The organism is Cryobacterium sp. M91 (assembly GCF_002929615.1).
In the GTDB taxonomy this organism is placed as follows: Bacteria; Actinomycetota; Actinomycetes; order Actinomycetales; family Microbacteriaceae; genus Cryobacterium; species Cryobacterium levicorallinum.
Genome location: NZ_PJJT01000076.1, coordinates 35,655 through 62,113, shown reverse-complemented (window position 1 = coordinate 62,113; position 26,459 = coordinate 35,655). Strand labels below are relative to the sequence as shown.

22 protein-coding genes are annotated in these 26,459 nt (G+C 64.6%); 11 read left to right on the top strand and 11 right to left on the bottom strand.

Annotated elements, in window-relative coordinates:
- Positions 1-158 precede the first annotated feature (158 nt).
- The 5 genes from CXY80_RS05400 to pepD all read left to right on the top strand — a co-directional run bounded on the left by CXY80_RS05400 (position 159) and on the right by pepD (position 6,553).
- Positions 159-1,313 (top strand): sugar ABC transporter substrate-binding protein, encoded by a 1,155-nt coding sequence (locus tag CXY80_RS05400; protein ID WP_092448160.1) that lies wholly within the window; start codon positions 159-161, stop codon positions 1,311-1,313.
- Between the two features lie 96 nt (positions 1,314-1,409).
- On the top strand, positions 1,410-2,459 hold the full coding sequence (locus tag CXY80_RS05395) for an ABC transporter permease (RefSeq protein WP_092448161.1): 1,050 nt from the start codon (positions 1,410-1,412) through the stop codon (positions 2,457-2,459).
- Positions 2,423-3,991 carry a sugar ABC transporter ATP-binding protein gene (locus CXY80_RS05390; protein WP_092448162.1) on the top strand — a complete coding sequence of 523 codons (1,569 nt, stop codon included), beginning with the start codon at positions 2,423-2,425 and terminating at the stop codon, positions 3,989-3,991. The genes CXY80_RS05395 and CXY80_RS05390 overlap by 37 nt, the downstream gene beginning before the upstream one ends.
- Positions 3,991-4,998, top strand: coding sequence for an ABC transporter permease (locus CXY80_RS05385; protein ID WP_092448163.1), 1,008 nt, complete (start codon positions 3,991-3,993; stop codon positions 4,996-4,998). The genes CXY80_RS05390 and CXY80_RS05385 overlap by 1 nt, the downstream gene beginning before the upstream one ends.
- Positions 4,999-5,056: 58 nt before the next feature.
- Positions 5,057-6,553 carry a beta-Ala-His dipeptidase gene (pepD, locus tag CXY80_RS05380; protein WP_104131862.1) on the top strand — a complete coding sequence of 499 codons (1,497 nt, stop codon included), beginning with the start codon at positions 5,057-5,059 and terminating at the stop codon, positions 6,551-6,553.
- A 30-nt stretch (positions 6,554-6,583) separates the two neighbouring features.
- Here the strand turns inward: pepD and CXY80_RS05375 are convergent, their stop codons facing one another.
- The 3 genes from CXY80_RS05375 to CXY80_RS05365 form a co-directional block, all read right to left on the bottom strand.
- Positions 6,584-7,420 (bottom strand): ABC transporter permease, encoded by an 837-nt coding sequence (locus CXY80_RS05375; RefSeq protein WP_104131861.1) that lies wholly within the window; start codon positions 7,418-7,420, stop codon positions 6,584-6,586.
- Complete coding sequence (locus CXY80_RS05370) at positions 7,417-8,319, bottom strand: ATP-binding cassette domain-containing protein (protein WP_104131860.1); 903 nt, start codon at positions 8,317-8,319, stop codon at positions 7,417-7,419. Before CXY80_RS05370 ends, CXY80_RS05375 begins: the two co-directional genes overlap by 4 nt.
- An 81-nt stretch (positions 8,320-8,400) precedes the next feature.
- Positions 8,401-9,306 (bottom strand): rhodanese-related sulfurtransferase, encoded by a 906-nt coding sequence (locus CXY80_RS05365; protein WP_092448167.1) that lies wholly within the window; start codon positions 9,304-9,306, stop codon positions 8,401-8,403.
- 119 nt (positions 9,307-9,425) lie between these two features.
- Here CXY80_RS05365 and CXY80_RS05360 point away from each other — a divergent pair, with 119 nt between their 5' ends.
- On the top strand, positions 9,426-9,887 hold the full coding sequence (locus CXY80_RS05360) for a YbhB/YbcL family Raf kinase inhibitor-like protein (protein WP_092448208.1): 462 nt from the start codon (positions 9,426-9,428) through the stop codon (positions 9,885-9,887).
- A 74-nt stretch (positions 9,888-9,961) separates the two neighbouring features.
- Complete coding sequence (locus tag CXY80_RS05355; protein ID WP_233195022.1) at positions 9,962-11,074, top strand: alpha/beta hydrolase; 1,113 nt, start codon at positions 9,962-9,964, stop codon at positions 11,072-11,074.
- On the opposite strand, the gene CXY80_RS05350 is transcribed toward CXY80_RS05355, so the two are convergent.
- Complete coding sequence (locus tag CXY80_RS05350; RefSeq protein ID WP_104131859.1) at positions 11,071-11,709, bottom strand: LysE family translocator; 639 nt, start codon at positions 11,707-11,709, stop codon at positions 11,071-11,073. The genes CXY80_RS05355 and CXY80_RS05350 overlap by 4 nt on opposite strands.
- On the opposite strand from CXY80_RS05350, the gene CXY80_RS05345 reads away from it, so the two are divergent.
- Positions 11,708-12,376: a thioesterase family protein gene (locus tag CXY80_RS05345; protein WP_199182228.1), complete on the top strand. Its 669-nt coding sequence runs from the start codon at positions 11,708-11,710 to the stop codon at positions 12,374-12,376. The two genes, CXY80_RS05350 and CXY80_RS05345, sit on opposite strands and share 2 nt — an antisense overlap.
- A gap of 682 nt (positions 12,377-13,058) precedes the next feature.
- Here CXY80_RS05345 and CXY80_RS05340 read toward each other — a convergent pair.
- The 4 genes from CXY80_RS05340 to CXY80_RS05325 all read right to left on the bottom strand — a co-directional run bounded on the left by CXY80_RS05340 (position 13,059) and on the right by CXY80_RS05325 (position 17,235).
- A complete protein-coding gene (locus CXY80_RS05340) occupies positions 13,059-14,075 on the bottom strand; it encodes a MetQ/NlpA family ABC transporter substrate-binding protein (RefSeq protein WP_233195019.1) in 1,017 nt (338 codons plus the stop codon).
- A gap of 37 nt (positions 14,076-14,112) precedes the next feature.
- The gene (locus CXY80_RS05335; protein ID WP_092448170.1) at positions 14,113-14,880 is read right to left on the bottom strand and encodes a methionine ABC transporter permease; all 768 of its coding nucleotides are present in this window, start codon (positions 14,878-14,880) and stop codon (positions 14,113-14,115) included.
- Positions 14,877-16,025, bottom strand: coding sequence for a methionine ABC transporter ATP-binding protein (locus CXY80_RS05330; protein WP_104131857.1), 1,149 nt, complete (start codon positions 16,023-16,025; stop codon positions 14,877-14,879). Before CXY80_RS05330 ends, CXY80_RS05335 begins: the two co-directional genes overlap by 4 nt.
- 319 nt (positions 16,026-16,344) lie before the next feature.
- Complete coding sequence (locus CXY80_RS05325; RefSeq protein ID WP_158251573.1) at positions 16,345-17,235, bottom strand: HNH endonuclease signature motif containing protein; 891 nt, start codon at positions 17,233-17,235, stop codon at positions 16,345-16,347.
- A gap of 194 nt (positions 17,236-17,429) precedes the next feature.
- Between CXY80_RS05325 and CXY80_RS05320 the strand changes: the two genes are divergently transcribed.
- Complete coding sequence (locus tag CXY80_RS05320) at positions 17,430-18,077, top strand: GNAT family N-acetyltransferase (RefSeq protein WP_233195016.1); 648 nt, start codon at positions 17,430-17,432, stop codon at positions 18,075-18,077.
- Positions 18,078-18,178: 101 nt separating this feature from the next.
- On the opposite strand, the gene CXY80_RS05315 is transcribed toward CXY80_RS05320, so the two are convergent.
- The 3 genes from CXY80_RS05315 to CXY80_RS05305 form a co-directional block, all read right to left on the bottom strand.
- Entirely contained in the window at positions 18,179-18,685 is a 507-nt protein-coding gene (locus tag CXY80_RS05315) for an SRPBCC domain-containing protein (protein ID WP_092452531.1), read from the bottom strand.
- Between the two features lie 85 nt (positions 18,686-18,770).
- Complete coding sequence (locus CXY80_RS05310) at positions 18,771-20,372, bottom strand: NAD(P)/FAD-dependent oxidoreductase (protein WP_104131855.1); 1,602 nt, start codon at positions 20,370-20,372, stop codon at positions 18,771-18,773.
- A gap of 135 nt (positions 20,373-20,507) precedes the next feature.
- Entirely contained in the window at positions 20,508-21,473 is a 966-nt protein-coding gene (locus tag CXY80_RS05305) for a LysR family transcriptional regulator (RefSeq protein ID WP_092452395.1), read from the bottom strand.
- A gap of 156 nt (positions 21,474-21,629) precedes the next feature.
- On the opposite strand from CXY80_RS05305, the gene CXY80_RS05300 reads away from it, so the two are divergent.
- Together CXY80_RS05300 and CXY80_RS05295 are read left to right on the top strand one after the other, a co-directional pair.
- Positions 21,630-25,211 carry a bifunctional proline dehydrogenase/L-glutamate gamma-semialdehyde dehydrogenase gene (locus CXY80_RS05300; RefSeq protein ID WP_104131886.1) on the top strand — a complete coding sequence of 1,194 codons (3,582 nt, stop codon included), beginning with the start codon at positions 21,630-21,632 and terminating at the stop codon, positions 25,209-25,211.
- 122 nt (positions 25,212-25,333) lie between these two features.
- On the top strand, positions 25,334-26,356 hold the full coding sequence (locus tag CXY80_RS05295; RefSeq protein WP_092452398.1) for a 3-oxoacyl-ACP synthase III: 1,023 nt from the start codon (positions 25,334-25,336) through the stop codon (positions 26,354-26,356).
- Positions 26,357-26,459 lie beyond the last annotated feature (103 nt).

Genomic DNA, 26,459 nt, shown 5'->3' with positions numbered 1-26,459 from the left:
GAGCTCCCCACGTCGGAGCCGAATTATAACGGTTCGGTCACGTGTGGGGCATTGACCGAAAACTTCTTGCATGTGCACGTCCACTCGCATAATGTCACTATGAATCAATACCGATCTACTGAATAAAAATGCAGTAGAACTAAATATAGGAGTCAAAGATGTCTCTCAAGAACAAACGCGGCGTTCTCCGCCTCGCGGCCTTCGCGGCTGTTGCTGCGCTCGCACTCGCCGGGTGCACGTCAACCGCAAGCGGAGCCGACAAGGCTTCCTCTGGGCCGATTGCTAAGGAGGACCTAGTCCTCGTTGCATCCGTGATCAACACCACCAACCCCTACTTCATCGCCAACATTGAGGGAGCGAAGGCCCTCTCCAAAAAACTGGACATTCCTCTCGAGATCATTGACTCGCAGGGCTCGTCGCAGACTGAAATCTCAAAGATTCAGGCGATTTTGGCGCAGGGCAAGAAGGTCGTGATGTTCGTCAACACCGTGGCGAGCTCGGACGCCCCGACAATCGTGGACGCCGTGGAGCGTGCCGGCGGTTTCGTATCGATCTGGTGGAACAAGCCCGACGACTTCGAGCCCTGGGACTCGGGCGACAACTTTGTGGCCTTTCAGAAGCACGCTGGCGTGGACTCAGGCCGCTGCAACGCTAAGGCAATCGGTGATTCGCTGGGAGGTAAGGGCAACGTGATCATGTTCCCTGGCGTGGAGGACAGCACGACCAGCGCGACGCGTGTCGCCGGCTTCGAAGCCGAGATGCGTGAGAACTACCCCGACATCAAAATTCTCGAGAAGCAGGCTTCGAACTGGGACCCGCAGCTCGCCAACCAGAATTCCAAGGACCTGATCGCGAAGTACGGGGATCAGATCAACGGCGTCTGGAGTGCCGATGACGGCATGCAGCTTGGCGCGATCCAGGCCTTCGAGGACGCGGGTTTGCTGGACAAGGTCAAGTTCGCCTCCGACGGTCTGTACCCCGACACCGTGGAAATGATGAAGAACGGCTACGGCAACAACGCCATTGTCGGGGAAACCTTCCACCGCGGCTACATGGCCTCCGCCATCGGCCTCTACACGGCCTACCTGGCCGCGACCGGAGAGATCGTCCCGTCCGAATTGCCCAAGGAGAAGCGCACGAGTTTCTTCGACATCAAGTGCGTCACGCCCGACACGCTAGACGACTACCTTCAGTACGACGGTCCCGATGCTGCAGCTAACTTCGTTGATGAGCTCATTAAGACTGGCCCGTGGGACACCGAGCCGGCGACTCTCGTCGGCGGCGGCGGACCAGAGGTCCTGCCCACGTCGTAGTATTACGGCCAGCCTGTTCCCGGCCCTCGTCAACAGACGAGGGCCGGGAACAGGCGCATCACCATTATGTGATCGGTATCTGCGAGGAGAATTTTCATGGTTCACAAAGTTTTAGCGGAACAGGGCGCGGGAGGCATAAATACCACCGCGATCAGGATCCGCGAATCCGGTATCGAGCGCCGCGCTCGGTTCCGGGGTCTGGCCGAGCCGCTGAGTCTACTCGTGGCTCTGGCCGTCCTTATCGGTGTTTTTTCCCTGTTTAACGAGCGTTTTCTGACGGCATCCAACTTTCAGAACGTGCTCACCCAGTCCGCCATTCCCTTGATCGTTGCCGTCGGCGCGACCCTGGTCATCCTTCTCGGATCCATCGACCTGTCCGTGGAGGGGGTCATGGGGGCAACCGGAATGACCTGGATCCTCCTCAGCGCCAACTCGCGTGGAGGAGCGGACCTGGGACCATGGGCTTGGGTCATCGCCCTCGGCGTGGCCGTCGTGCTGGGTGTCGCCAGCGGCCTCATTTTCACCGCACTAAAAGTACCCTCTTTTATCGTCACCCTGGGAATGTGGTACGTAGGGCTCGGAATCGCCACAATGCTCTACGGGACCGACCTTCTCCCTCGCCTCGAAGACGAGGCGCTCAGCGGCTGGACTTCGCACATTACCCTCGGTCTGCCTAACTCCTTCTGGGTGGCGCTGATCGTTATTGGCCTCGGCATACTCGTTCTACGCAGTACCCGAATCGGCCGGGTAACTCTTGCTATTGGAAACAGCGAGACGATCGTGCGCTCGGCGGGCCTTCCCGCTTTCCGCGTCAAGGTTGCCGTCTTCGCCATTGCCGCTGTGCTCAGTGGCCTCGGCGGAATCCTTGCCACCGTCCAACTCGACATCGGGTCGCCCACCGTAGGCTCCGGTGTGCTCTTCATCGTCATCCCTGCGGTTGTCATCGGAGGTACGCACCTCGGCGGCGGAAAAGGGGGAATCCTGCGCACCGTACTGGGCGTGTTCTTGCTGACGATCCTCAATAATGGACTCATCCTCTCCGGCGTCGAATCGAGCTATCAGTCGGCCGTCACCGGAGTGATCCTGGTCGCGGCAATCGTGTTCGCAGCGTGGTCTCAGCGCGACAGATTGCGGGTGGCAAAGTGAGCGACGTGACCACAACTCCCGCAGTGCTTCACCTGGACGCAGTCTCTAAAAGCTTTGGATCGAATCATGCCGTTCGCGGTGTGTCCCTCAGCATTCGATCCGGTGAGGTCATCGGCCTTATTGGAGAGAACGGCGCTGGCAAGTCCACGCTACTAAAAATACTTTCGGGCAACTATCGGCACGATGGAGGAACAATCGCGGTAAACGGACGGGAAGTCCAGTTCCGCGGACCAGCCGATGCCTTGCGCGCAGGGATTGGGGTCGTGCACCAGGAGCAATCACTGTTCACGAACCTCACCGTCGCCGAAAACATCGAGGTCAACACCCCAATCGGCCGGGGCGGGATCAACCGGTTGGGGCTATACAACTGGCGACGCCTCCACGCGGACGCAGCCAAGGCGCTCGACCTCATCGGATCGCACTTGAATCCGAGAACGCGGGTCAGCGACCTGTCATTCGTTGATCGCCAGATGGTGGAGATCGCACGGGCGATCCGGGTAAGTGCCTCCAGCCACACGACTCCTCTCGTGATCCTCGACGAACCGACCGCGATTCTGGAGAGAACGGAGACCGAAATTCTGGAGAGGGAAATCTCCAAGCTTCGCAACATCGGCTCGGTAATCTTCGTCTCGCACCGACTCGACGAGGTCATGCGTATCTGCGATCGCGTCGTCGTCATGCGCGATGGCGAGTTGATCGCCGACCGACGAGTCGATGACGTGACCGAAGAGGAACTATTCCGGCTCATGGTCGGTCGGGAAACTCATGCCGCCGTTCGAGACCGCCACAGTATTGAGCCGGACAGTAGCCCGGTCATCTCGATCCACGATCTCACGAAGGCCGGCGCCTATACTGAGGTATCGATCGATGCCTACCCGGGTCGCATCCTGGCCATTCTGGGTACTAGTGGTTCCGGCCGAGAGTCCGTAGCGCGAGCGATATTTGGGGCAGAGGGCTTCGATTCCGGATCCATCTCGATCGCGGGTTACTCCGGGCACCACTTGTCCATTAAGAAGGCCGTCGCCCTTGGTGTGGGCTACGTTCCCGCGGAGCGCAAGACTGAGGGAATGGTCGGGGAAATGCCGGCGGATCAAAACATCACGCTCACGCATCCAGGTTCCGCCGCCATCGGGCCGTTCGAGCTTCCCCGACGCAGGCTGTCTCTGGCACGTATGTGGTTTGAGAAGCTGGACATCCGGCCTCGGGAGCCCGAGCACATGCTTCAGGACTTTTCTGGCGGTAACCAGCAGAAGGTCGTCCTTGCCAAGTGGTTGAACTCTTCGGAGCTGAAGGCGCTCGTACTTGACCACCCACTCCGAGGCCTCGACCCGGGCGCGGGTGAGACAGTCAAAGCGCAGATCCGGTCGGTATGCGATGACGGAACCGCGATCATCCTCATTCCCGACACGATCGAAGAGGCGCTTGACATCGCCGACGACATCGTGGTGATGCGCGACGGTCGGATCTCAGGCGTCTACGACCTTGGGCACGATAATCCCGCCACTCTGGACCTGCTCGAAAGGATGCTGTGATGTTCAAGACTGACAGCGAGACAACGAAGATCGCCGTGCCTGCCCGCGAAAAGTTGCAGTCTATGAAGCGCATCGGAGGCTGGCATGCGATTGGCCCGATTGTCATTTTCCTTGCGATACTCGCCGTTGTTGCGATCCTCACGCCAGCATTCATCGGGAGCGGAGGGCTCGCGGTAATCGCGTCGTCGTCGGCCCCCATCCTGTTGCTGGCACTCGGGCAGGCCATGGTGCTCAACGTCGGGTCGATCGACCTGTCGAATGCCGCGATCGGGCTGCTGGGCGCAATTCTTCTTGCACTCACGCTCGGGCCCGTAGCGGGACTATCTCCGATCATCGTGCTCCTGGCCACCACCGCCTTTGGCGCCGTGAACGGTCTGATCCTGGCATACGCGCAGGTACCGTCCTTCGCGCTGACACTGGGCACGTTGGGAATTTTTCAAGCAGTCGCGCTCGTGGTCAGCGGCCGGACGACCGTCTACGTCGCCAGCAACGGGGAGGGCGTCCACTCGTTGTACGAAAGCGGGATCGCCAATGTGCCGATGACGTTCTGGATGGGCGTCCTGCTTGCGGTCGCTCTCTGGGTGCTTCTGCGGTACACCCGCATCGGCCGTGGAATGACGGCCATCGGAAAGAACGAATCCGCAGCGATCTTCTCCGCGGTGCGAACGCGCGCGCTCAAGGTACTCGCCTTTGCTCTCTCCGGGTTTGCCGCCGGACTCGCCGGCATCGCGATCATCGCGCAGGCGGGGTCAGCGTCACCCACCGGCCTGGGCAGCGACCTGCTGCTGCCCGCCATCGCCGCAGCTCTAATCGGAGGAACGTCGATCTCCGGAGGTGTAGTTAATCCGCTCACAGTGATTTTCGGAGCGCTGACCATTGCCCTTGTTCCCATCGCGACGACCGCGGTCGGCATCGAGGCCCAAGCGCAGAGCCTGGTCTACGGCGCGGTCATCATCGCGGTGGTTGCCCTCACCATGTCGCGCAACAAATCAAGCATTGTTAAGTAATTAACGTAACGAACAAACGCAAGTAACAAACGCAAGTAACAAACGAGAGGGAACACACATGCCCACTATGGACATCATGGAAGCGACCAACTCTGGCGTGCTTAAAGACCTCGAGCCCCGCGAGGTTTTCCGATTCTTCGAGGTGCTCACGAGCATCCCGCGAGGCTCGGGTAACGAAGAGCAGGTCGCCAACTGGGTTGTGGATTTCGCGCGCTCGTGTGGACTCGAGGCGACGAAGGATGACCTGCACTGCGTACTCGTGCGCAAGCCCGGTCAGGGCGGCCTTGAGAATGCAGCACCGCTAATCCTGCACGGCCACTTGGATATGGTCTGCGAAAAGGCAGAGGGGGTCGAGTTCGACTTCGTGAAACAACCGCTGAGCCTCCTCGTCGACGGCGAGTACATCTCGGCGGCTGGAACCTCTCTGGGCGCGGACAACGGAATCGGAGTGTCCTACATACTTGCGTTGCTTGAATCAAAGGACATCCCTCATCCGCCGCTGGAGGCAGTCCTCACCGCCATGGAGGAAAAGGGCAAGGTGGGGGCCGGACAATTCAACGTCGGGCAACTTGTTGGGCGCCGCATGATCGATTTTAACTGGATCACGGACGAGGAGATCCTCGCGGGGTGCAGCGGCGACGTGACGTTCACCGTTGATGTCCCCGGTGAGTTTGAGCCAGTGCCTGTTGACTTGACCAGTGCGCGCTCGCTTGAGGTGCGCGGGCTCAACGGCGGTCACTGCGAATTCGACATTCAGCTGGAGCGGGCGAACGCTCTGCAGGTGCTGGCTCGTGCGGTCCACAAATTGGCGGGTGCGCACGAATTGCGCATTAGCAACCCGTTCGGAGGCGCCCAGAACAGTGCGATCCCGGCCGACGCATCCGCTGTCATCGTCTTCGGAGACGCAGACACTGATTCGATCGAGGCGCTCATTGCCCAGCTAGACGGCGAGCTCAAGAGAGAGTACGAGCTTTCTGACCCTGCTATTCGCGTCGAGCTCAAGAGTGCAATACGCCCCGATAGTTCATTTTCACGCGGCGCAGGGCTGCGGCTCATGTCCATTTTGCGCCTCATTCCTCATGGGGTGATCAGTTGGAACCTTCACGTTCCCGGTCGCGTAGAGACGTCGAACAACCTCGGAACGGTGCGGCCGGCTCCTGAAGGTGCGCGCGTGATGTCGACGGTCACGTCTGCCCTCACCTCGCGGAAGCACGAGTTGGTCGAGCGAATACAGGCGCTCGTCGCGCTCGCCGCCGGTGGGGTCGTGTTCGAACTCTACGGCCTCGACGCTGCAGAGTTCCCGTATCGTCCTGACTCGGAGCTGCTCGCAGCGGCATCCGAGGCCTATCGTGACGTGCTCGGCAAAGAACCCAACATTGAGGTGTCACAGTGCTCACTCGAGCTGGGCATGTTCAGCATGCGGGTGCCGGTAGCCGACATCATCTCGATCGGCACTGAGCTTCAAGCCCTGCATTCGTCAGCGGAGCGGGTGAACCACAAGTCCGTGGAGCGCGTCTGGCCGTTGATTAAGAGTGTCGTGTCGCGACTGGGATAGGCACGCGCCGGTAGCGCCGTGGGGCTGCAGCTAGCTGACGTCCTTCTTCCAGCTCACGGCGTACCCGATGACGGTGGCCACGAGCGCGTAGCCGAGCAGCACGAGGCCGCCCTGCCACCAGTCCAGGGGCGCTGCGCCGGCCGGGTTCATAACCGTGAAGATGCTCGCGCCGACTAGGGCGTCGGAGGCGGCACCGGGTAGAAAGTTGCCGATCTTCGCGGTGACCTCGAGAAAAGAGGCCGCGAGCCGCAGCAGAGGTTCGACGAACTGGGTGAAGGCGAGCACGATCACGATCGAGGCGACCTGATTGGGCACGAGCACGCCGAGACCGACGCCGATCGCGGCCCACAGGGCCATGGCGAGCACCGAACGAGCTACCAGGAGCCAGGTCTCCGAATCGAGTAGCAGCGCATCCACATCGAAAGCACTCATGACGCCGCCGCCGATACCAACGGATGCCGCCAGCGCGATGAGACCGAATGCCGCGCCGACCAAGAGGAGTGTGACCGTCTTGGCGCCGAGCACGACCCCGCGGCGTGGTGTCGCCAGAAACGTCGGGGTCAGCGTCTGGTGGCGAAACTCGCCGGTCGTCGCGAGGGCACCGATCAGCACCGGAAAGACGTAGCCGACCGACGATGCGAAGCTATAGATGATGGGTGGGAGACTCCCGAAACCGCTCAGCGCGCCGCCGCCGGTATTTACAGTATCGGGGCTGATCACACCGGACTGAAGCCCGGAGAACAGAGCGGCGAGGCCGCCGGCCAGCAGCCCGATGTAGCCAAACAGTACGAGGGCGAGTATCCACCAGAGGCGAGTGGTGAAAATCTTGGCGAATTCGGCCGCAATGGACCGCAGGAACGAAGTCATAGTGAGTGGCCTCCGCCGACGAGGGCGAGAAACGAGTCTTCCAGGCCGGCTTTCTGCCGATGCAGCACGCTCAGTTCGACCCCGGCTTCGAAGGCGAGGTGGCCGAGCAGGGCCGGGTCGCTGGTTGCCGCGATTAGTCCGGTGCGGCCGGTCGTGAAGGTGATGCCGGCCGCCGTGAGTGCGGTGGCGAGGTTCTCGCGGTCGGGAGAATCCACGATCGTCTGGGCCGCGGCATCCGTGTCGAGGCTCGACAAGGGCCCGAGGTGCACGAGCTCGCCGCGGGCGATGATGACGACATCGTCGACGCTCTGCTGCACCTCGGAGAGCAGGTGCGAACTGACCAGAACGGTGCGTCCTTCGGCGGCCATGTCGCGCAAAAACCCCCGAATCCAGCGGATGCCCTCCGGGTCGAGCCCGTTGATCGGCTCGTCGAGAACCAGTACGCCCGGGTCGCCGAGCAGGGCATAGGCGAGGCCGAGGCGCTGACGCATGCCGAGCGAGTAACCGCCGACGCGTTGGGCGGCATGGGCGGCGAGGCCCACCTGGGTGAGCACCTCCAGCACCCGGGTGCGCGGCAGTCCGGCGGCGATGGCGTAGACGCCGAGGTGGTCGCGAGCAGAACGACCCGGGTGAAAACTCGCCGCTTCGAGGGCGGCCCCGACCGTTTTAAGCGGATGCGGCAGGTCGCGATAGCGCACGCCGCCGAAGGTGGCCGTTCCGCTGCTCGCGGCGACCAGCCCGAGCAGAATACGCAGGGAAGTGGTCTTTCCGGCGCCGTTCGGTCCGAGAAAGCCGGTGACCCGGCCGGGTTCGACTGTGAAGGACAGATCGTTGACCGCGATGACACCGCCAAAGCGTTTGCTGATGTTCGTGAACTCGATGAGCGCGCCGGTAGGCATCCGACTCCCCTCTGTGCTGCTTCAAGAAATAGTGCTCCCAGCCTATTCCCCGTTTGGGTGTTTTCGGCTGCCGACCGGGGATTATTTGGTGAGGGCATGCTGTTCGCAGGTCGGAGCAGCCAGCGCAACGCACTCGGGGCAGACCACGAGTTGCTCCCGGCAGGAGGCGTCCCGGCAGTTGCGCATGTTCGTGGTCGGTGCCGCGCAGACCTGGCAGCTGCCGAGTACGGCAGCCTCTGGGGCGAAGTCGATGGACATCCGCTGGTCGAAGACGTAGAGCGAACCCGACCACAGGCCTTCGTTGCCGAAGGTCTCGCCGTAGCGCACGATGCCACCGTCGAGCTGGTACACCTCGCCGAATCCGCGCGATTTCATGAGACCGCTCAGCACCTCACAACGGATGCCGCCGGTGCAGTAGGTCACGACCGGCTTGCCCTTGAGATGGTCGTATTTACCGCTGTCGAGCTCGGCCACGAACTCGCGGGTATTGGCCACATCCGGCACGACCGCGTCCCGAAAATGGCCGATCTCGGCCTCGAACTTATTGCGCCCGTCGAAGAAGACGACTTCATCGCCCCGCTCGGCGACGAGCATATTGAGCTCGGCCGGTTGCAGCTTGGTTCCGCCGCCGATGACGCCGTTCGCGTCGACGCGCAGTTCGCCGGGGGCTCCGAAGCTCACGATTTCGTCGCGCACCTTGACCACGAGCTTGGGAAAGTCGAGGCTGTGGCCGTGCGAGTCGAGCCCGGTGCCCTCGCTGAACTTGAAATCGATGTTCTTGAACGCCGGGTAGTCGCGGGTCCTGCGAATGTACTTCTTGATCGCCGGCAGGTCGCCGCCGACCGTGCCGTTCAGGCCGTCCTTGGAGATCAGGATGCGCCCGCGCAGGCCGAGCCCGGCGCACAGGTCGCGTTGCCAGAGCCGCACAGCGTCTGGATCGGCCAGGGGAGTGAAGATGTAATAGAGCAGAATCTTCGGAATGGCCATGAGCCCATTTTATTAGGGGCGCGTAGGCTGGCCGCACAACAAATAGGAGGCCCCTCGTGACCGTAGATCCGCTCGCCCGCTTCGGCGAAGTGCCCCAGTTCTCTCTCACGAGCGCCGACATGACCGACGGCGGCCCCCTCGCCGCGCCCCAATACGGTGCCGGTGCCGGGGGAGCGGATGTCTCCCCCCAGCTGGCCTGGACAGGCTTCCCGCCCGAGACCCGGAGTTTCGCCCTGACTGTGTACGACCCCGATGCCCCGACCGGCTCCGGGTTTTGGCACTGGGCGGTAGCGAACCTGCCGGTATCGGTGACCGAGCTGCCCGCCGGAGTCGATGCCCTGCCGTCCGGCTCGCTCGTGTTGCCGAACGAGCAGCGCCTGACCTCCTTCTCCGGTGCCGGACCGCCGCCGGGAACAGGCACCCACCGCTACCAATTCATCGTGCACGCCGTCGACGTTCCCATGCTTGATCTCGACGCGCAGTCGACGCCGGCCGTTCTCGGCTTCAACCTGCACTTTCACACGCTCGCGCGTGCGGTGCTGGAGGCGACCGGGGTCGCGGGCGGGGCATCCGCTGCCTGAGTTGAAACCGGGAGTTCACCCCATATGGGGTAGCTCTCAGCGGGGATTCGGGGGAGTCGACATAACCTCAGGTGATGAGTTACACCAGTACCGCATTCGACATCGTTCGTCCCACTCCCTTCGCAGCACACCCCTCGACTTCGGCGGGCACCGCCCGCGCTGACCGCCGCGCACCGGCCTGGCTGCACGGTATCCGTTTGCACGCGGACGGTGTCACCGTTGATCGGTCTACGCATCGGGAGACGGGCATCCGTCGGTTGCCGGTCTGGGCTTGGCGCGCACTCATGTTGCGCCCCGCGACACCGGTGCACAAGTTCAATCTGCACCCGATCGACTCCGTGGAGTACGACCTCGATATCGACTACATCGGCGACGGGCAGAAGATTCACCGGCTCGACGTCCTCGTGCCCAAGCGCACGGATGCCGTAGCGGCGCCCCTGCCGGTCTACGTGTACTTTCACGGTGGCGGCTGGACCTCGGGCGACAAGGATCCGCTGACCAAATATTGCGCAAGCCAGGCCGCTGAGGGCATGATCGTCATCAACGCCAACTACCGCATGGCGACGCGGTTTCAGCTGGGCCACATGATGCAGGACGGCAACGCGGTGCTCGACTGGGTCGCCCGCAATGTCGCGGCCTATGGCGGCGACCCGACGCGCATCGTGCTCGGTGGCGATTCCGCGGGCGGCCACATCGCCGCGCTGCTCACGGCCGCCGCCTATGCGCCCGAACTCGCCGAGCACTACGGCATTCGTCCCCCGGTCACTGCCCGCCATCTGCGCGGTCTGGTGCAGCACTGCAGCATTGCCGACTTTTCGGTGCTGTTCGACCGCGGATTCGTCTTGAGCCTCAATTTCGTGCGGATGCTGCTGCCCGAGCGGGGCCGCGGGCTGCACCTGCGCACAGCTGCCCGGTTCATGTCGCCGATCGAGTGGCTCGACCGGGGCTTTCCGCCGGTGTTCGTCACGACCTCGGAGCGGGACTATTTCTATCGCGCCAACCTCAACTTCATCGAGGCGCTGCGGGCGCGCAAGATCTGGGTGGACACCCTGATTTACGGACGTCGCAGCGTCAACACCAAGCACACCTGGCAGCAGGACGACTCGCATCCGGAATCGCAGGAGGTCTACCGCCGCCTCGGCGCCTTCGTGCGTGCGGTCGCGCCGCGCGCGGTGGTCGCTGTTTAGGACCGTGCGCCGGTCGCGGCGAGCACCCCGCCGAGCCCGATCATGATCACGCCGCCGGCCGAGGAGAGATTCTCGACGCGTTTCGGTGATTTTGCGAACCAGGTCCGCGCCGTGCCGGCCGCGAGAGCCCAGGTGCTGTCGCCGAGCAGGGCAAGCACCACGAAGACCAGCCCAAGCACTGCCAGCTGCAGCGGCACATCGCCAGCCCGATAGTTCACGAACTGCGGCAGTACCGCGATGAAGAACACGAGCGACTTCGGATTGCTGAGCCCCACCACGAACCCCTCGAACACGAGCCGCCACTTGGTTTTACGCGCCACGCGGGCCTCGCTCATCCGGGCCGCCTTGTGCCGGTTTCGAATAGCCTGCACCCCGAGATAGATGATGTACGCGGCACCGGCGAACTTCACGATCGTGAACAGCAGCACGGACTGGGTCACGATTGCGCCGAGTCCGAGCGAAACCGCGATGATCACCGGAATCAGACCGAGAGCGTTGCCGAGAACGCTGAGAAAGCCACCGAGGCGTCCGAGAGCGAGCGAACGCCCGATCACAAACAGCACGGTCGGGCCGGGAATGACGATGAGCGCGATCGACGCGAGGGCGAACGTCAGCAGGGTGGGCAGGGAAACCATGTTTGAGCATATCGTGCAGGCAAGCTGGTCTGGAGAGACGGATGCTGGCGCTCACCCACAACGGATTGCTCGCCTGCACCGCGGCCTCGCTAGCATCGTGGTCGTGCATATGTTCTTCAGAACCCTCCTCCATGCCCTGCTGTCGCAGTTCGGCCCCCGGCTCGGTCACTTCGACGTGGCGCGCACCAACTTCGTGACGCTGCCCACCGACCAGGACATTTTGCGGCACATGAACAACGGTGTCTACCTGTCGATCATGGACGTGGCCCGCTTCGACATGCTGCACCGCACCGGCGTCTGGACGATCTTCAAACGGCAAGGCTGGTATCCGGTCGTCGTGTCGGAAACGATCAGTTTTCGCAAGTCGCTCAAGCTCGGCCAGAAGTTCACGGTCGAGTCGCGCATCATCGGGTTCGATGAGAAAGCCGTGTACGTCGAGCAGCGCTTCGTACGACCGGATGCCGATGGCACGCCCGAAATCTACGCCCACGGTCACATTCGTGGTCGCTTTCTCAAGCGCACCGGTGGAATCGTCACGATCGACGAACTGCTCGAGGCCATCGGCGTCGCCCCCGACAACGTGAGCGTGCCCGACTGGCTGCTGGAGTGGGCAGCCACCGCGGCGGTCCCGCCCACGCGCGCTCCCGCCCCCAGCATCTGGAACTAACCGCGCGGATACGGTGACGTCGGGGGAATCCATGCTCGCAACGCGAGGGCGACTTGACTGCGGGGCGCTTGGTCTTTCCATGAAAATCGACCTCTTCGGCTCACGTGCGCCAGGGTGGTTCCGGGCTGGGCGTATTGGCCCGGTGGGTTTGGGCGGGTCGCCAGATTTGGGACGGGTCCCAGAGGAGTGGGCCGAGTAGTTGGGGTCGGCCGTGGATCATGCGGATTTTCCAGCCGCTGATGTCGATCATGTGGTGGTGGTACCAGCACAATAGGACCCCGTTGTCGATACGTTGCTAATACGACCCCAACCTTGGCCTGTGGCGAGGTACGATGCGCCTTCGGTGCCTAATTCGTTGCCTTCAATCGCCCTACCGGGCTCCCGAGTTACGTTGCTTATTCAAGCTCAGGCGGGCTTTCTGAGCAAATGTGATCCCTTTTCGCTCGCCCATAGCGAACGCTCTTTGTCATTATTCAGGAGGTGGCGAAACGGGTGGCCATCATCATTCAGGATTTGGTGTGGCCCACGAGGCGGATGTTGCTGGTGGGACAGCGCCCCGGCCCTCGAAGGTCATGCTGGCCAGATACTCCTAAATTCTGACGGTCGCACCGCCCAGGAACTCCCGAATGGTGAAAGGGAAAGGGGCCGGGATGCTGGCGGCATCCGATCCCCGCCAGTCGCGCTACTGCTTGTTGAGTGGCAGCAGGATTCCCTTCACCGACGGATCGGCCGCGAGGAACTTCTGCACGGCCGGGTCCTGGAAGGCCGCGACGAGCTTCTTGATGTTGTCGGTGTCGGCGTAGTCGCTGCCGATCGTGAGCTGGCCGGCGAAGTCGTCCGGTGCGGCGGGGGCGAAGATTTGCTGCTCGAGCGGGATCTTTGCGGCGAGGTAGTACTCGGTGTACCCGGCGGCGGCATCGATGTCGGGCAGCGCGCGCGACTGGGCGGCGAAGTCGAGCAGCACGAACTTCAGGTTCTTCGGATTCGACGCGATGTCGTCCTGGGTCGCGGTGCCGGCGGTTGCGCCGTCTTTGAGGGTGATGAGCCCGGCGTTCTCGAGCAGCCATAGCCCCTGTGCCTCGTTGGCGGGGTCGGAGTAGAGCGAGATGGTGGCGCCATTCGGGATATCCTCGACGCTGCCCCACTTCTCGGACCATAGCCCGAAGCCCCACCGGAAGACCGGTGTCGCCGCCGTCTCCCGGAAGTCGGGGTTGGCCTCGAGCACCTGGCTCAGCCAGAGCTTGTGCTGGTAGATCGTGCCAGCGACCTCGCCCTCGCTCACCGCACGGTTGATCGTGTTGCTGTCGGAGAGTCCCCTGAAGGCGACCGTGATCCCATAGTCGGCGGCCACGTTCTTGGCGACGAACTCGACGAGGGCCTGCTCGGCCGCGTTGCCCTCCGCCGTCGCGATGACGAGCGTGGCGCCCGCGACCTCGTTCGGCGAGACGCTCGGATTGAGCAGCGGGATGCCGATCGCGGCGGCGACCGCGACGACGGCCACCGAGGCGCCGGCGATCCAGGGCCAGCGGCGGCGCGTCTTGAGCTCGAAGCCGTGCGGCTCGTCGGGGTCCTGCGAGGTGGGTTTGGTGATCGTGCCTTGGGACATGGTGTTTCCTTTCGAGGTGCTGGAGTCGTGGTGACGCAGTGGCGTGAACGGGCGGGTGGCAGGGTCGAGCGGATGCCGGGTGGGGAGACTCATGCCAGGCAAGGGTGGTTCGACGGAAGCGTCCCCGCGCTCAGCGTGGGACGGGCATCGACTTCGCGCGCCTCGGCTGGCGCTCGCGGGCGTGCGGCGTCGCCAGTCGCACGAGCCGGTCTCCGAGCAGCTGCACCGTGGCGACCGTCGCGACGAGGATGATGATCGTCGCGAGCATGACGGTGTTGTCGAAGCGCTGGTAGCCGTAGGTCACCGCCACGTATCCGATGCCGCCGGCGCCGATCGTGCCGGCGATCGCCGAGTACTCGATCATCGCGATCGTGTTGATCGTGAGCCCGCCAATGATCGCGGGCAGCGCCTCGCTCAACTGCGCGGTGCGGACGATCTGCAGAGGCGACGCACCGGACGCCCTCGCGACCCGCACGAGCGTGGGCGGTACGCCACGCAGCGAGTTCTCGACAATGCGGGTGAAGAACGCGATCCCGGCGATCGCCATCGGCACGACGGCCGCGGCGATGCCGATGTTGGTTCCGGTGATGAAGCGCGTGAACGGAACGATCGACGCCATCAGGATGAGGAACGGCAGCGACCGGCCGATGCTGACGATCCAGCTGATCGACTGGTGTAGCGCGGGGTTCTCGACTAGGCCGCCAGGCGCGAGGTTGTGCACGAGCGCGCCAAGCGGCACCCCGACCAGCACGACGATGACCATGACGATGCCGACCATGATGAGGGTGTCGATCAGCGCCGGGAACACGAGCGCCGGGATCTCGGCGATCGGCACGTTGTTGTTCGTCGGAAGGGCCGTGCGGATGCCGGTGGCGAGCACGCTCAGGGCAGCGCTCATGCAACACGCTCCAGTGCGGGCACTGTGGACGAGATCGAGGCCGCCGGGGTTGTGTCGCCTGCCGCAGCCGGGGCGGACGCATCCGCGGACGTCGAACGCCCGCCATCCGAGGACCTCGAAGACTCCTCCGCCGACCGGTCGGCCAGAGCCGCAGCCTCCGGATCCTCGGGCACGGGCCGGGCATCCAGCCCCAGGCGGCGGGCAGTCTCAACAAGCAGGGCCGGTTCGACCGCGCGCACGCCGATGTTCGCGTGCCCGACCGTCTGGCCGGCGACGGTCTCGATCGACGCGCCGAGCACGGAGACCGGGGCGTCGAGCTCGCTGGCCAGCCGTAGCACCCAGTCGGCCGGCACCGCGCCGGAGGTGTAGCTCACGAACCAGTGCGTCTCGCCCAGCTGCGGTGTGGCGTGCGGGCGGGCCGGGCGGAGGGCGCGGCCGAGGGCGGATGCCGGGTCGCGCAGCAAGTCGACGATGCGCCCGGACTCGACGATGTGGCCGTGGTCGAGACGGGCGACGGCGTCCGCAACCTGGAGCACGGTGTCCATCTCGTGGGTGATGAACAGGATGGAGAGGTCGAGGTCGTCACGAAGCTCCTTGAGCAGGGAGACGATGGATGCCGTCGACTCGGGGTCGAGGCCGGATGTCGCCTCGTCGGAGAGCAGCACCTGCGGGCGCAACGCGAGCGCGCGGGCGATACCGACGCGCTGGCGCTGGCCGCCGGAGAGCTGGTGCGGGTAGTGTCCGGCGCGGTCGGAGAGCCCGACGCGGTCGAGCAATTCGGCGACGCGGCGCTTCGCCTCGGCGGTGGTGACGCCGAGGTATTCGAGCGGTAACGCGACATTCTGGGCGGCCGTGCGACGGCTGTAGAGGCCGTCGGACTGGAAGATCGTTCCGATGCGGCGGCGGGCCGCGCGCAGCTGGCGCTCGCCGAGCTGGGAGAGGTTCTCGCCGTTGACAAGCACCGAACCGGACGTGGGCCGCTCGAGCAGGTTGACGCACTGCGCGAGGGTCGACTTGCCGGCGCCGCTCGGTCCGACGACGGCGAAGATCTCGGCGGCGTCGACGCGGAAGTCGAGCCGGTCGAGGACGACCGTCGCTTTGGCGCCGTGACCGTAGACCTTGGTCAGTTGTTCGATGCTGATCATGGCCGTGAGCCTATTGTCGGCGCGGCGCGGCGCCTAACCGCGGCGAAACAATGTTGCGTCGCGTGACGATGTGTGACGCGAACGACTTCCGCTGGTTGAGCAGGTCTCGGAGCGATCGTCTCGAAATCAGAAGATGCGGCGGGGTTTCGACTCGTGCCAGAGCGCGTTGCTCAACCAGCAGAAAACAGCCCGGGGGGTCGTGGTGGTCTCGGTACGAAAAGTTTCCAGCGGCGCTTGGGTTTGCGGCTGGGGTCGATGCTCGCTGGTGGGGCGAACCAGCGCACGTTGTCGACGACCTGCACCCTTCAGCCTCTATGGATCACGTGGTGGTGGCTGGGGCCGGGCAGCGCACGTTGTCGATGTTGGTTAGCCCTCCTTCGTGCCAGGGGAGGACGTGGTGGACTTCGGTCCAGCGGGCGGGGATGGTGCAGCCGGGGATGATGCAGCCGCCGTCGCGGGCGGCGATCGCGGCGCGTTGTTTGGCGGTGAAGCAGCGGATTTTGTCGCCGAGGTAGAGCACGTCGCCGTTCTCGCCGAAGAGGGCTTGCTGGTAGCCGCCTGCGCAGATGAGTTCTTGCACCCGGCGAAACGACACGGGTGCTTCGATGCCGTCGATCCAGCCGACGCCGCGGCCCTGGTCGAGGTCGACGGCGTTGATGTGCACCATGACGGTGGGGACGGCTCCGCCCATGGTTGGGGTTTTCGGGTCTCGTGCGGCCGCTTCGAGGATGGCGCGGAGGATGTCGGCGCGTTTCTCGCCGGCGGTGCGGCGGTCTCCGTCGAATCGGGGGTCGCCGGTGAATGGGTCGGCACTGAATGGTTCCGTGCCGAAAGTGGCCGAGCCGGGGATGCTCTCCACCCCGTCGATACCGTCGATGCCGTCCAGCTCGGGCTTATTGCGGCTCTCGAGCAGTTCGGTGGGTAGGAAGATGGGGGTGCGGGATCGCGCCGACAGGTAGGTGTCGAAGAGGGTGTCCATAACACCGCGGAGTTCGGCGGTGACGTCGGCGCGCAGCGGGTAGAGCCCGTTGCGGAGCAGGCCGAACGTCAGTGTGCTCTTTGCCTCGACGGCGTCGTCTCCCGGGGCGGTGCCGTCGGGGTCGAGCCGGCCCTGCCATTCCATCGCTTGCGCCCGCAGGTAGTCGGGTGCGAAGCGGATGCCCGCTCCCGACAGTCCCGCGGTCTCCGGAGTGATCGCGCCGGCACCCATAATTATAGCTGAAAGAGCACCTGAAGACGATATATCCTCAGTAATGTGTTGAAGATTTTTCAGAGTTGTATACGATATTCGGGAGCGGGGTGCCTCCTCGCGGTGAGTGCCAGCCCGCTCGGCGTCGGGGGCGTGGGCAGTTGGGGCTAGGTCTGCATAAACCTGACATCGCCAGTACCATCCGTTGGCCATAAGTGGGCAATCTCCGTGGCCAACAGCGCGCCGTTCTCCTGTCCGCCCGCGCCCACTTCGAACTGGCCGGTAGCCTGGCTGGCTGCAATAGTCGGGAGATGATCCAATGCACCCTCCAGACCAGCCGGTTGGTTCTCATTCCACTGGCACACGAGCATCTCGAATACGAGGTCACCCTTGACGCAAGCCCCGGCGTCATGCGTTATCTGGGGGCCGGCTCACCTCGGGATCGTTCGGTAGTGGAAAAGCACCATCAAGAACGGCTCGACGTAGCGCGAGACGGTCTTGGCTTCTGGGCTGGTTTTCTTGAAGCAGAGTTCGTTGGCTGGTGGCTCCTTGCGCCGGCGGACGACGATGCGCGAGGGCAAGCAGAACTGGGGTATCGCCTGAAGCCAGACTTCTGGCGCCAGGGATTGGCGTCTGAAGGTGCCGCCGCCCTGCTCGCTTACGGCTTCGACGACGTGGGGCTGACCCAAATCTTCGCCGAAACGATGACCGTCAATGCAGGATCTCGTGCAGTGATGAGTCGCCTCGGCCTGACCTATCTAGGCACTCGCGACGAAGGGATCGCCGGCCCTATCCCCGGCTCCGACCAAGGCAATGTCGATTATGCAATCACGAGAGACCACTGGGCTGCGGGCGCGCGCTGAGGAAGCCGCCGAGCCAGCAGTGCCAGGCACCGGACGTCGTCGCAACCCCGGGTCTGCGCCGTGAGGCCGCAGACCCAGAGCAATTCGCCGAACGTTAGCGTTCAGGCGGTGCGAGCAGGAACGATCAGGTCCTTGTAGAACTGGGCGTGCGCGGGGTAGTAGTGCTCCCACTGCGGTAGCGGCAGACCGGCGCGCGAGGCCACCAGGCGATCGAGGTAGTAGTCCCATCCGGGGCCAACCGTGGAAGCTTCCGACGGGCTCCGCAGGCGCTGCCCGAAGGTCAGGTTGGTCATGCCGTCGCCCTCGACCAGGTGGAACATGGCCCGCCAGGAATCCTCACCCTTGCCGAAATCACCGTTGAACCGGTGCGGAGCCTGGCATTCGCGAACGCTCACGTACTCCCACTTAGCATCGGGTTCGGCGGTCATCTTGAACTTGACCGCTCCGGTGGCCGGCGAACCGGTAAAGGTGCCGATCCACTTCTCCAGCTCGGCCGGGCGGGTCAGGCTCGCCCAGACTTGTTCGATCGGCGCATTGAAGAGCCGATTGAGCATGAGGTACAGGCCGTCCTCGCGGTGAACGAGACGACCGGTGGGCTTGGCTGACATGGTGACCTCCACTTTGAGTGAAACGCGAGTCTTCTCTCAGGCTAGGCCACTTTCAACCCGTCGGCTACAAGCGTTGATCCGTCTACTACGCACCCTCGAGCACGGCCATCGCGGCGTTGTGGCCGCCGAGCCCGCTGACCCCGCCGCCGCGCCTCGCACCGGCCCCGCAGATCAATATGCGCGGATGCGAGGTGGCTACTCCCCAGCGCTCGGCTGGCGTGCCGCGCGGCTCGTCATCCTCGAGGAACGGCCAGGACAGCCCGCCGTGAAAAATATTGCCGCCGGGCAGATTCAGCGCCTGCTCGAGGTCGAGCGTGGTCTTGGTTTCGATGCAGGGACGACCGGCAGCATCCGTCATTATGAGGGGTTCGATCGGCTCGGCCAGCACCGAATTGAGCGAACGCAGCACTGCGGCCTGCAACTGCGCCCGCATCTCGTCGTTGTTGGTCTCGGTGAGCGCGCGATGGGGCGTGTGCAGGGCGAAAACGGTGAGCGTGTGCGCCCCGGCCTGGGCGAGTTCGGGCGAAAGAATGCTCGGATCGGTCAGCGAATGACAGTAGATCTCGCACGGCAAAACGGAGGGAATCTCTCCGGCCAGCGCCTGCTCATACGCGGCCTGCAATTGCTCGTACGACTCGTTGATATGAAAAGTGCCGCCGAACGCGGCCTCGGGCGCGACGCTCGCGTCCAACAGTTGCGGCAACCGGGTCAGCAGCAGGTTGACCTTCACCTGCGCGCCCTCCGGCTTTTCTATTACAGCGGATGCCGTTTCTCCAGCGCCCAGTAGCTCCCGCAGCGACCAGGGCGCGACGTTCGCCAAAATCACCCCGCCGTGCGCCCTCTTGACGCGACCCTCCTGGAAGTACTCCACGGCTCCATCGGCGCTGACCGATGTGACTTCAGCCCCGACTTCAAGTCGCGCGCCGGCAGCGCGGGCCGCCCGCTCGAGCGCCCCGGTCACGGCGCCCATGCCGCCGATCGGCACGTCCCAGTCCCCGGTTCCATTGCCGATCACGTGGAACAGGAAGCAGCGGTTCGCGTCGAGACTGTGGTCGGCGAGGCTCGTGAACGTTCCGATCAGCCCGTCGGTGGCCACGACGCCGCGCACGAGGTCGTTCTCGAAGCGGTCGCTGATGGTCAGGCCGAGCGGCTGCTCGATCAGCGCGGTCCAGAGCTCGTCGTCGTCGACCAGCCGCTTGGCCTCCGAGCGGGTGAGCAGCGGTTCGCAGACCGTGGGGAACACGGCGCGCGCCAGTCGAGCGGTGTCCTCGTAGAACGCGTTCCACGCGTCGAAATCGGCCGCAGCCCCGATGCGCGCGAACGAGTCCCTGGTCGCCGCGGCGTCGCCGTGATCGACCAGCAGCCCGGCTGCGCTGTCAGCCGACGCGCTGCCAGTAGACGCGACGCCCGGCATCGGCGTATATGACGAATACCGCCGTCGGGCGAGTTCAATGTCGAGCCCCAGCTCGCGAATGATTCTGGCCGGCAGCAGGCTCACCAGGTAGGAGTAGCGCGACAGGCGCGCATCGACGCCGGCAAAGGCATCCGTTGAAATGGCAGCGCCACCGACCTGCGGCTCCCGCTCGAGCACGAGTACGCTGCGTCCGGCTTGGGCGAGGTAGGTGGCGGCGACGAGGCCGTTGTGGCCGCCTCCGATGATCACGACGTCGTGTGTGGGTTCGCTCATGCGCCGAGCCTACCCACCGGCTCCGTGTCACCCCGCGCCCACGTCTGCACGCGAAAGCGGGTAAACGGTTGCTTCGGGGGTGCTGAAGCAGCACTTGACCCGCTCTCGCAGGAGGAGGAGGAGGAGGGCGGCCCGCTACACCGGCGCGAGGGGCTCGAACGGGCGCGGCGGCTCCAGCGGGTCGGATTCGGTGGGCTTTGCCACCTTGCTCACCGCCCGGTCGAGGGCGCCGCGCACCGCGACCACCCCCGGCCGCTGCGCGCTCGACCGGCGCGCGGCCGAAAACAGGGTGCGATGCGGGGTGCCCGGCAGATCGTGCAGCTGCACGGCCGGCATCCGCCCCGCCCAAACCAGGTCGGGCAGAATGCCCACCGCATTGCCCGATTCAATCAAGCGGATGTGCGCGATCAGGTCGGCGGTCTCAAACCGAACGTCCGGTTCGAACCCGGCGGAGCGGCAGAGCTGCGTGGCCCATTGCCGCGATGCTGTGCCGACAGGTTCCATCACCCAGGGCAGCCCGGCGGTCTCCTCCAGCGTCGCCGCACGCACGCGGCCCGAGCTGGCATCTTCGGGCGGCACCGCGAGCCGCAGCGCATCCGTGGCCAGATTGACCCGGTCGAGGTCGGGCCAGTGCGCGCGAGTATGGCCGGGGTACTGCTCGGCGAGTACGAGGTCGAAGTCGCGCGCGGCGACCTCGAACAGGCCACGTTCTGGCTCGCGCTCGGTCACTTCGACGCGCAGCGCCGGATAGTCTTCCGCCAGAAAGGTGAGCGCCCGGGGAATCACCGCAAGGGCCGCCGACTGGAACACGGCCACCCGCACGGTGCCCGACACGGTCGTGGTGCTCGCGCGCAGGTCCGCTTCGGCGAGTTCGAGTCGCTCCAGCAGGTAGGTGGTGTGCTCGACAAGAATCTCGGCCTGCGGCGTGAGCTGCACCCGGCGGCCGACCTTCTTCAACAGCACGACGCCGGCCTCCTTTTCGAGCAGCGCGAGCTGTTGCGACACCGCCGAAGGGCTGTAGGCGAGGGCCTCGGCGACCCCGGCGAGGGTGCCGCGAATCTTCAATTCACGCAGCAGTCGCAGCCGCCTGACGTCCAGCATCCACTGCCCCTTACACCCATCAACCCACCGAAAACCAAATCATTAGAAATTGTAACGAATATCATGCATAAACAATTGCTTTTGCTAAATATAGGCTGGCCTCAGACTTGAAGCATCAGAGCCACCCACCGCGAACGAAAGACTAGTCTCGTGACCATGACCAACGCCTCCACCCGTCCCGCCAACGAGGATTTCAGTTCGGAGGTCGTCAAGCTCGTTAAGAAATGGCTTGACGAAAGTGCCACCATCCCAGCGGATGCCGCGGCCGAGCGGCTCGCCGGCGTGCTGAAGGACCCCAACGGCCTCGACTTCACGGTGGGATTCGTCGACGGCGTCATGCGTCCCGAAGACAAGATGGTCGCCGGCTACAGCCTGCAAAAGGTCGCCAAGAAGGCGCCCGGTTTTCTGCCCGCACCGATGCGCGCGGCGATCGGTCTCGGTGGAATGCTCGGACCGGTGCTGCCCTGGGTCGTCATCCCGGCCGCCCGCACCGTGTTGCGCCAGATGGTCGGCCACCTCGTCGTCGACGCCACCCCCGACAAGCTCGGCCCCGCGCTCGTTCACCTGAAAGAAGGCGGCAACCGCCTCAATATCAATCTGCTCGGCGAATCCGTGCTCGGCGAGAAAGAAGCGCTCGAACGCCTCGAAGGCACCAAGCGCATCCTCGAACGCACCGACGTGGACTACGTCTCGATCAAGGTGTCCTCGATCGCCAGCCAGCTCTCGATGTGGGCGTTCGACGAGACCGTCGCCCGCGTGATCGAGCGCCTGACACCGCTGTTTGAGTTCGCAGCACAATCCGCTACCCCGAAATTCATCAACCTGGACATGGAGGAATACCGCGACCTCGACCTCACCATTGCGGTGTTCGAGGGCCTGCTCGACCAGCCGCAGCTCGCCCAGCTTGAGGCCGGTATCGTGCTGCAGGCCTACCTGCCCGACGCCCTCAGCGCCATTCAGGGCCTCACCCACTGGGCCCAGAACCGCCGCGCGGCCGGCGGGGCCCCAATCAAGGTGCGCCTGGTCAAGGGCGCCAACCTCGCCATGGAGCACGTCGATGCCGCCGTGCACGACTGGCCGCTCGCAACCTTCGGCACCAAGCAAGACAGCGACACCAACTACAAGCGGGTGCTCAACTGGGCGCTCACCCCGCAGAACACGGATGCCGTCAAGCTCGGCATCGCCGGCCACAACCTGTTCGACGTGGCCTGGGCGCACCTGCTCAGCGTCGCCCGCGGCGTCGACGACAAGGTCGAGTTCGAGATGCTGCTCGGCATGGCGACCGGCCAGGCCCAGGCCGTGCGCAAGGACGTCGGCCAGCTGCTGCTCTACACACCGGTCGTCGACCCTTCAGAGTTCGACGTGGCCATCAGCTACCTCATTCGCCGGCTCGAAGAGAACGCGAGCTCGGAGAACTTCATGTCGGCCGTGTTCGAGCTGACCAGCAACCCCGAGCTGTTCGACCGCGAAAAGGCCCGTTTCCAGGCCTCGCTCGACGCGCTCGATGACCGGGTCCCCACCCCCAACCGCGTGCAGGATCGTTCGAGCAGCTACGACCTTGATCGCCTGGCCGCCGCCGCAACGGATGCCCGCAGCCTTGACGCCGAGACCGCCGCCGACGACGACCCGCAACTGACCGGCGTACTGCTCGGTATCACCCGCGGCTCGGTGCCCACCCACTCGACGTTCCACAACGAGCCGGACACCGACCCGTCGCTGCCCGCGAACCGCGCCTGGGGCCGTCGGATTTTGGCCCGCGCCGACGCATCCGTTCTCGGTACCGAGACGGTCGAGGCCGCCGCCGTTGCCGATGAGGCAGCGCTGAATACGATCATCGACGGTGTGCTCGAAGCCGGAAACGCCTGGGGCCAGAAGACCGGCGCCGAACGTGCCGCCGTGCTGCACCGCGCCGCCCTGGCGCTCGCCGCGAACCGTGACCGCCTGATCGAGGTCATGGCGAGCGAGTGCGGCAAGACCATTGCCGAGGGTGACGCCGAGGTGAGCGAGGCCATCGACTTCGCCAACTACTACGCCGAACGAGCCAAAGACCTCGACCGGGTGCAGGGCGCCATCTTCGTGCCGTCCAAGCTCATCGTGGTCACCCCGCCGTGGAACTTCCCGACCGCCATTCCGGCCGGCGGTGTCCTCGCCGCCCTCGCCTCGGGTGCCGGCGTCGTGATCAAGCCCGCCGCAGTAGCCCAGCGCACCGGCGCCATCGTCGTCGAAGCGCTCTGGGAAGCCGGCATCCCGCGCGAGCTGCTCGCGCTGGTGAACCTGCCCGACCGCGATCTCGGCGCCAAGCTCATCGCGCACCCCGCGGTGAACCGGGTCATCCTCACCGGCGGCTATGAGACGGCCGAGCTGTTCCGTTCATTCCGTCATGACCTGCCCCTGCTCGCCGAAACAAGCGGCAAGAACGCCATCATTGTGACGCCGTCGGCCGACTTCGACCTGGCCGCCGCCGACGTGGTGAAGAGCGCCTTCGGCCACGCCGGACAGAAATGCTCGGCCGCGAGCCTGGTGATTCTGGTCGGATCGGTCGCGAAGTCGGAGCGGTTCCTCGGCCAGTTGGTCGACGCCGCGACCTCGATCAAGGTCGGCCCGGCGAGTGACCCGGTCACCCAGATGGGCCCGATCATGATGCCGGCCGACGGCAAACTGCTGCACGCGCTCACCACCCTCGGCGCCGAAGAACAGTGGCTGGTAGAGCCCCGGCAGCTCGATGAGACCGGCAAGCTGTGGTCGCCGGGCATCCGCACCGGCGTCACGCCCGGATCGTATTTCCACCTGACCGAGTTCTTCGGACCGGTACTCGGCGTGATGCACGCACGCAATCTGGAAGAAGCCATCCGCTTTCAGAATGCCGTCGACTTCGGCCTGACCACCGGACTGCACTCGCTCGACGCCGACGAGCTGGCCCTCTGGGTCGACACGATCGAAGCCGGCAACCTCTACGTCAACCGCGGCATCACCGGCGCTATTGTGCAGCGTCAGCCGTTCGGCGGCTGGAAGCGCTCGGCCGTGGGCGCCGGCACCAAGGCCGGCGGACCGAACTACCTGCTCGGCCTCGGCAGCTGGGTCAACGAACCCGGCCGCAACAGCTCGACGCTGCACCTGCGTGGCCTGGAGCAGCGAGTCACCGACATCATCGAAGCCAGCCAGCCGTTCCTCGACTACGCCGACTTCGACGTGCTGCGCCGCTCGGCCGTGAGCGACGCCCTGGCCTGGCGCGAGGAATTCAACGTCGTGCGCGACGCCACCGGGCTCGGAGTGGAGCGCAACCTGTTCCGCTACCGCGCGCTGCCGGTCACCGTGCGCCTGACCGAGTCGGGAACGCTCGCCCAGCTGCTGCGCGTGATCGCCGCCGCAACGCTGTCCACGTCGCGCTTCGACGTCTCGAGCACCATTCCGGTTCCGCCAGCCGTGCGCAATATCCTGGCCGACCGCGAGATTCCGGTGTTCATCGAAAGCGACGAGGAGTGGCTCGCACGGGCCCGCACCGGCGGCATCACCGCCAGCCGGGTGCGTCTGATCGGCAGTGACCCGGTGCTCGGGGCGCGGGAGGCGGCATCCGCTCTCGCCGAGGCGCTGGCCGGCAGCCCGGACATCGCGGTGTATTCGAACGCTGTCACCCAGGCCGGCCGCATCGAGGTGCTGCCGTTCCTGCGCGAACAGGCCATCTCGATCACCGCGCACCGGTTCGGTAACCCGAGCACGCTCTCGGACGGTGTGATCTAGCCCATCTGCCTGTGTGCCCCGAGCGGGCACACAGGCCACGTGCGGTTTACATACAGTTTCGTGGGTCAAACTGTTAGGGGACGTATGATTACCGCTGTCCACAATTCGACAGGGGTTCACGCTTGAACGGAAACGCGACGACGACGCATCGAAACGTCGCCTTGTTGTCGGTCGCGAGTCTGATGGCGCCGCTGATCACGACGTCGGAAGAAATCGACCGACGGTTGAAGCCCGTATTGACGCGCCTCAAACTGCCGACCGGGCTGCTGCAGCGCGTCGCCGGTGTCTACGAGCGACGCAATTGGGGCCCGGACGAGACCTTCGATGACGCCGCGGTCAAGGCCGGCAAAATCGCGCTAAAAGAGGCTGGCATCAAGCCGAGCGACGTGGGCCTGCTCATCAATACCTCGGTCACCCGCAAGCACCTCGAACCCTCTGTTGCCGTGCGTATTCACCACGGCCTCGGCCTGCCGTCGTCGGCGATCAACTTCGACATTGCCAACGCCTGCCTCGGCTTCGTCAACGGCATGACCCTCGCCGCCCAGCTCATCGACAGCGGGCAGATCAAGTACGCCGTGATCATCGACGGTGAAGACGCCGACGAGATCCAGACCAACACGATTGACCGCCTCGGTCGCCCGGGCATCAAGCGCAAAGACTTCATGAGTGAGTTCGCCAGCCTCACCCTCGGCTCCGGCGCTGCCGCCGCCGTGCTCGGTCCAGCGGATGCCCACCCCGCCGGCCACCGCATCCTCGGAGGAGTCACCCGCGCGGCCACTCAGTTCAACGGACTCTGCGTCGGCAGCGTCGATGGCATGTTCACCGACGCGAAGGCGCTGCTCAAGGGCGGCATGGAACTGGTCGTGTCGGCCTGGACCGAGGCGAAGCGCGACTGGAGCTGGTCCAACATGGACCGCTACATCGTGCACCAGGTCTCGGACGTGCACACCAACGCCATCGTCAAGGCGACTGGCATGGACAAAACCAAGGTTCCGCTGACCTATCCGAAGCTTGGCAATGTCGGCCCGGCATCGATTCCGATCACCCTCTCCCAGGAGGCGTCGAAGCTGCAACCGGGCAACCGGGTGCTGCTGATGGGCGTCGGTTCCGGCCTCAACACCGCCATGATGGAACTCGTCTGGTGATCGTGTTGGCCTCCAGCCACTTCGTCCGGATGCCTCTGGGCACCGGAGCCTACGTTGCCGCAGGAGGTAGCCGTTCGGTTGGCTGGGCTGAACGAGGCACCTC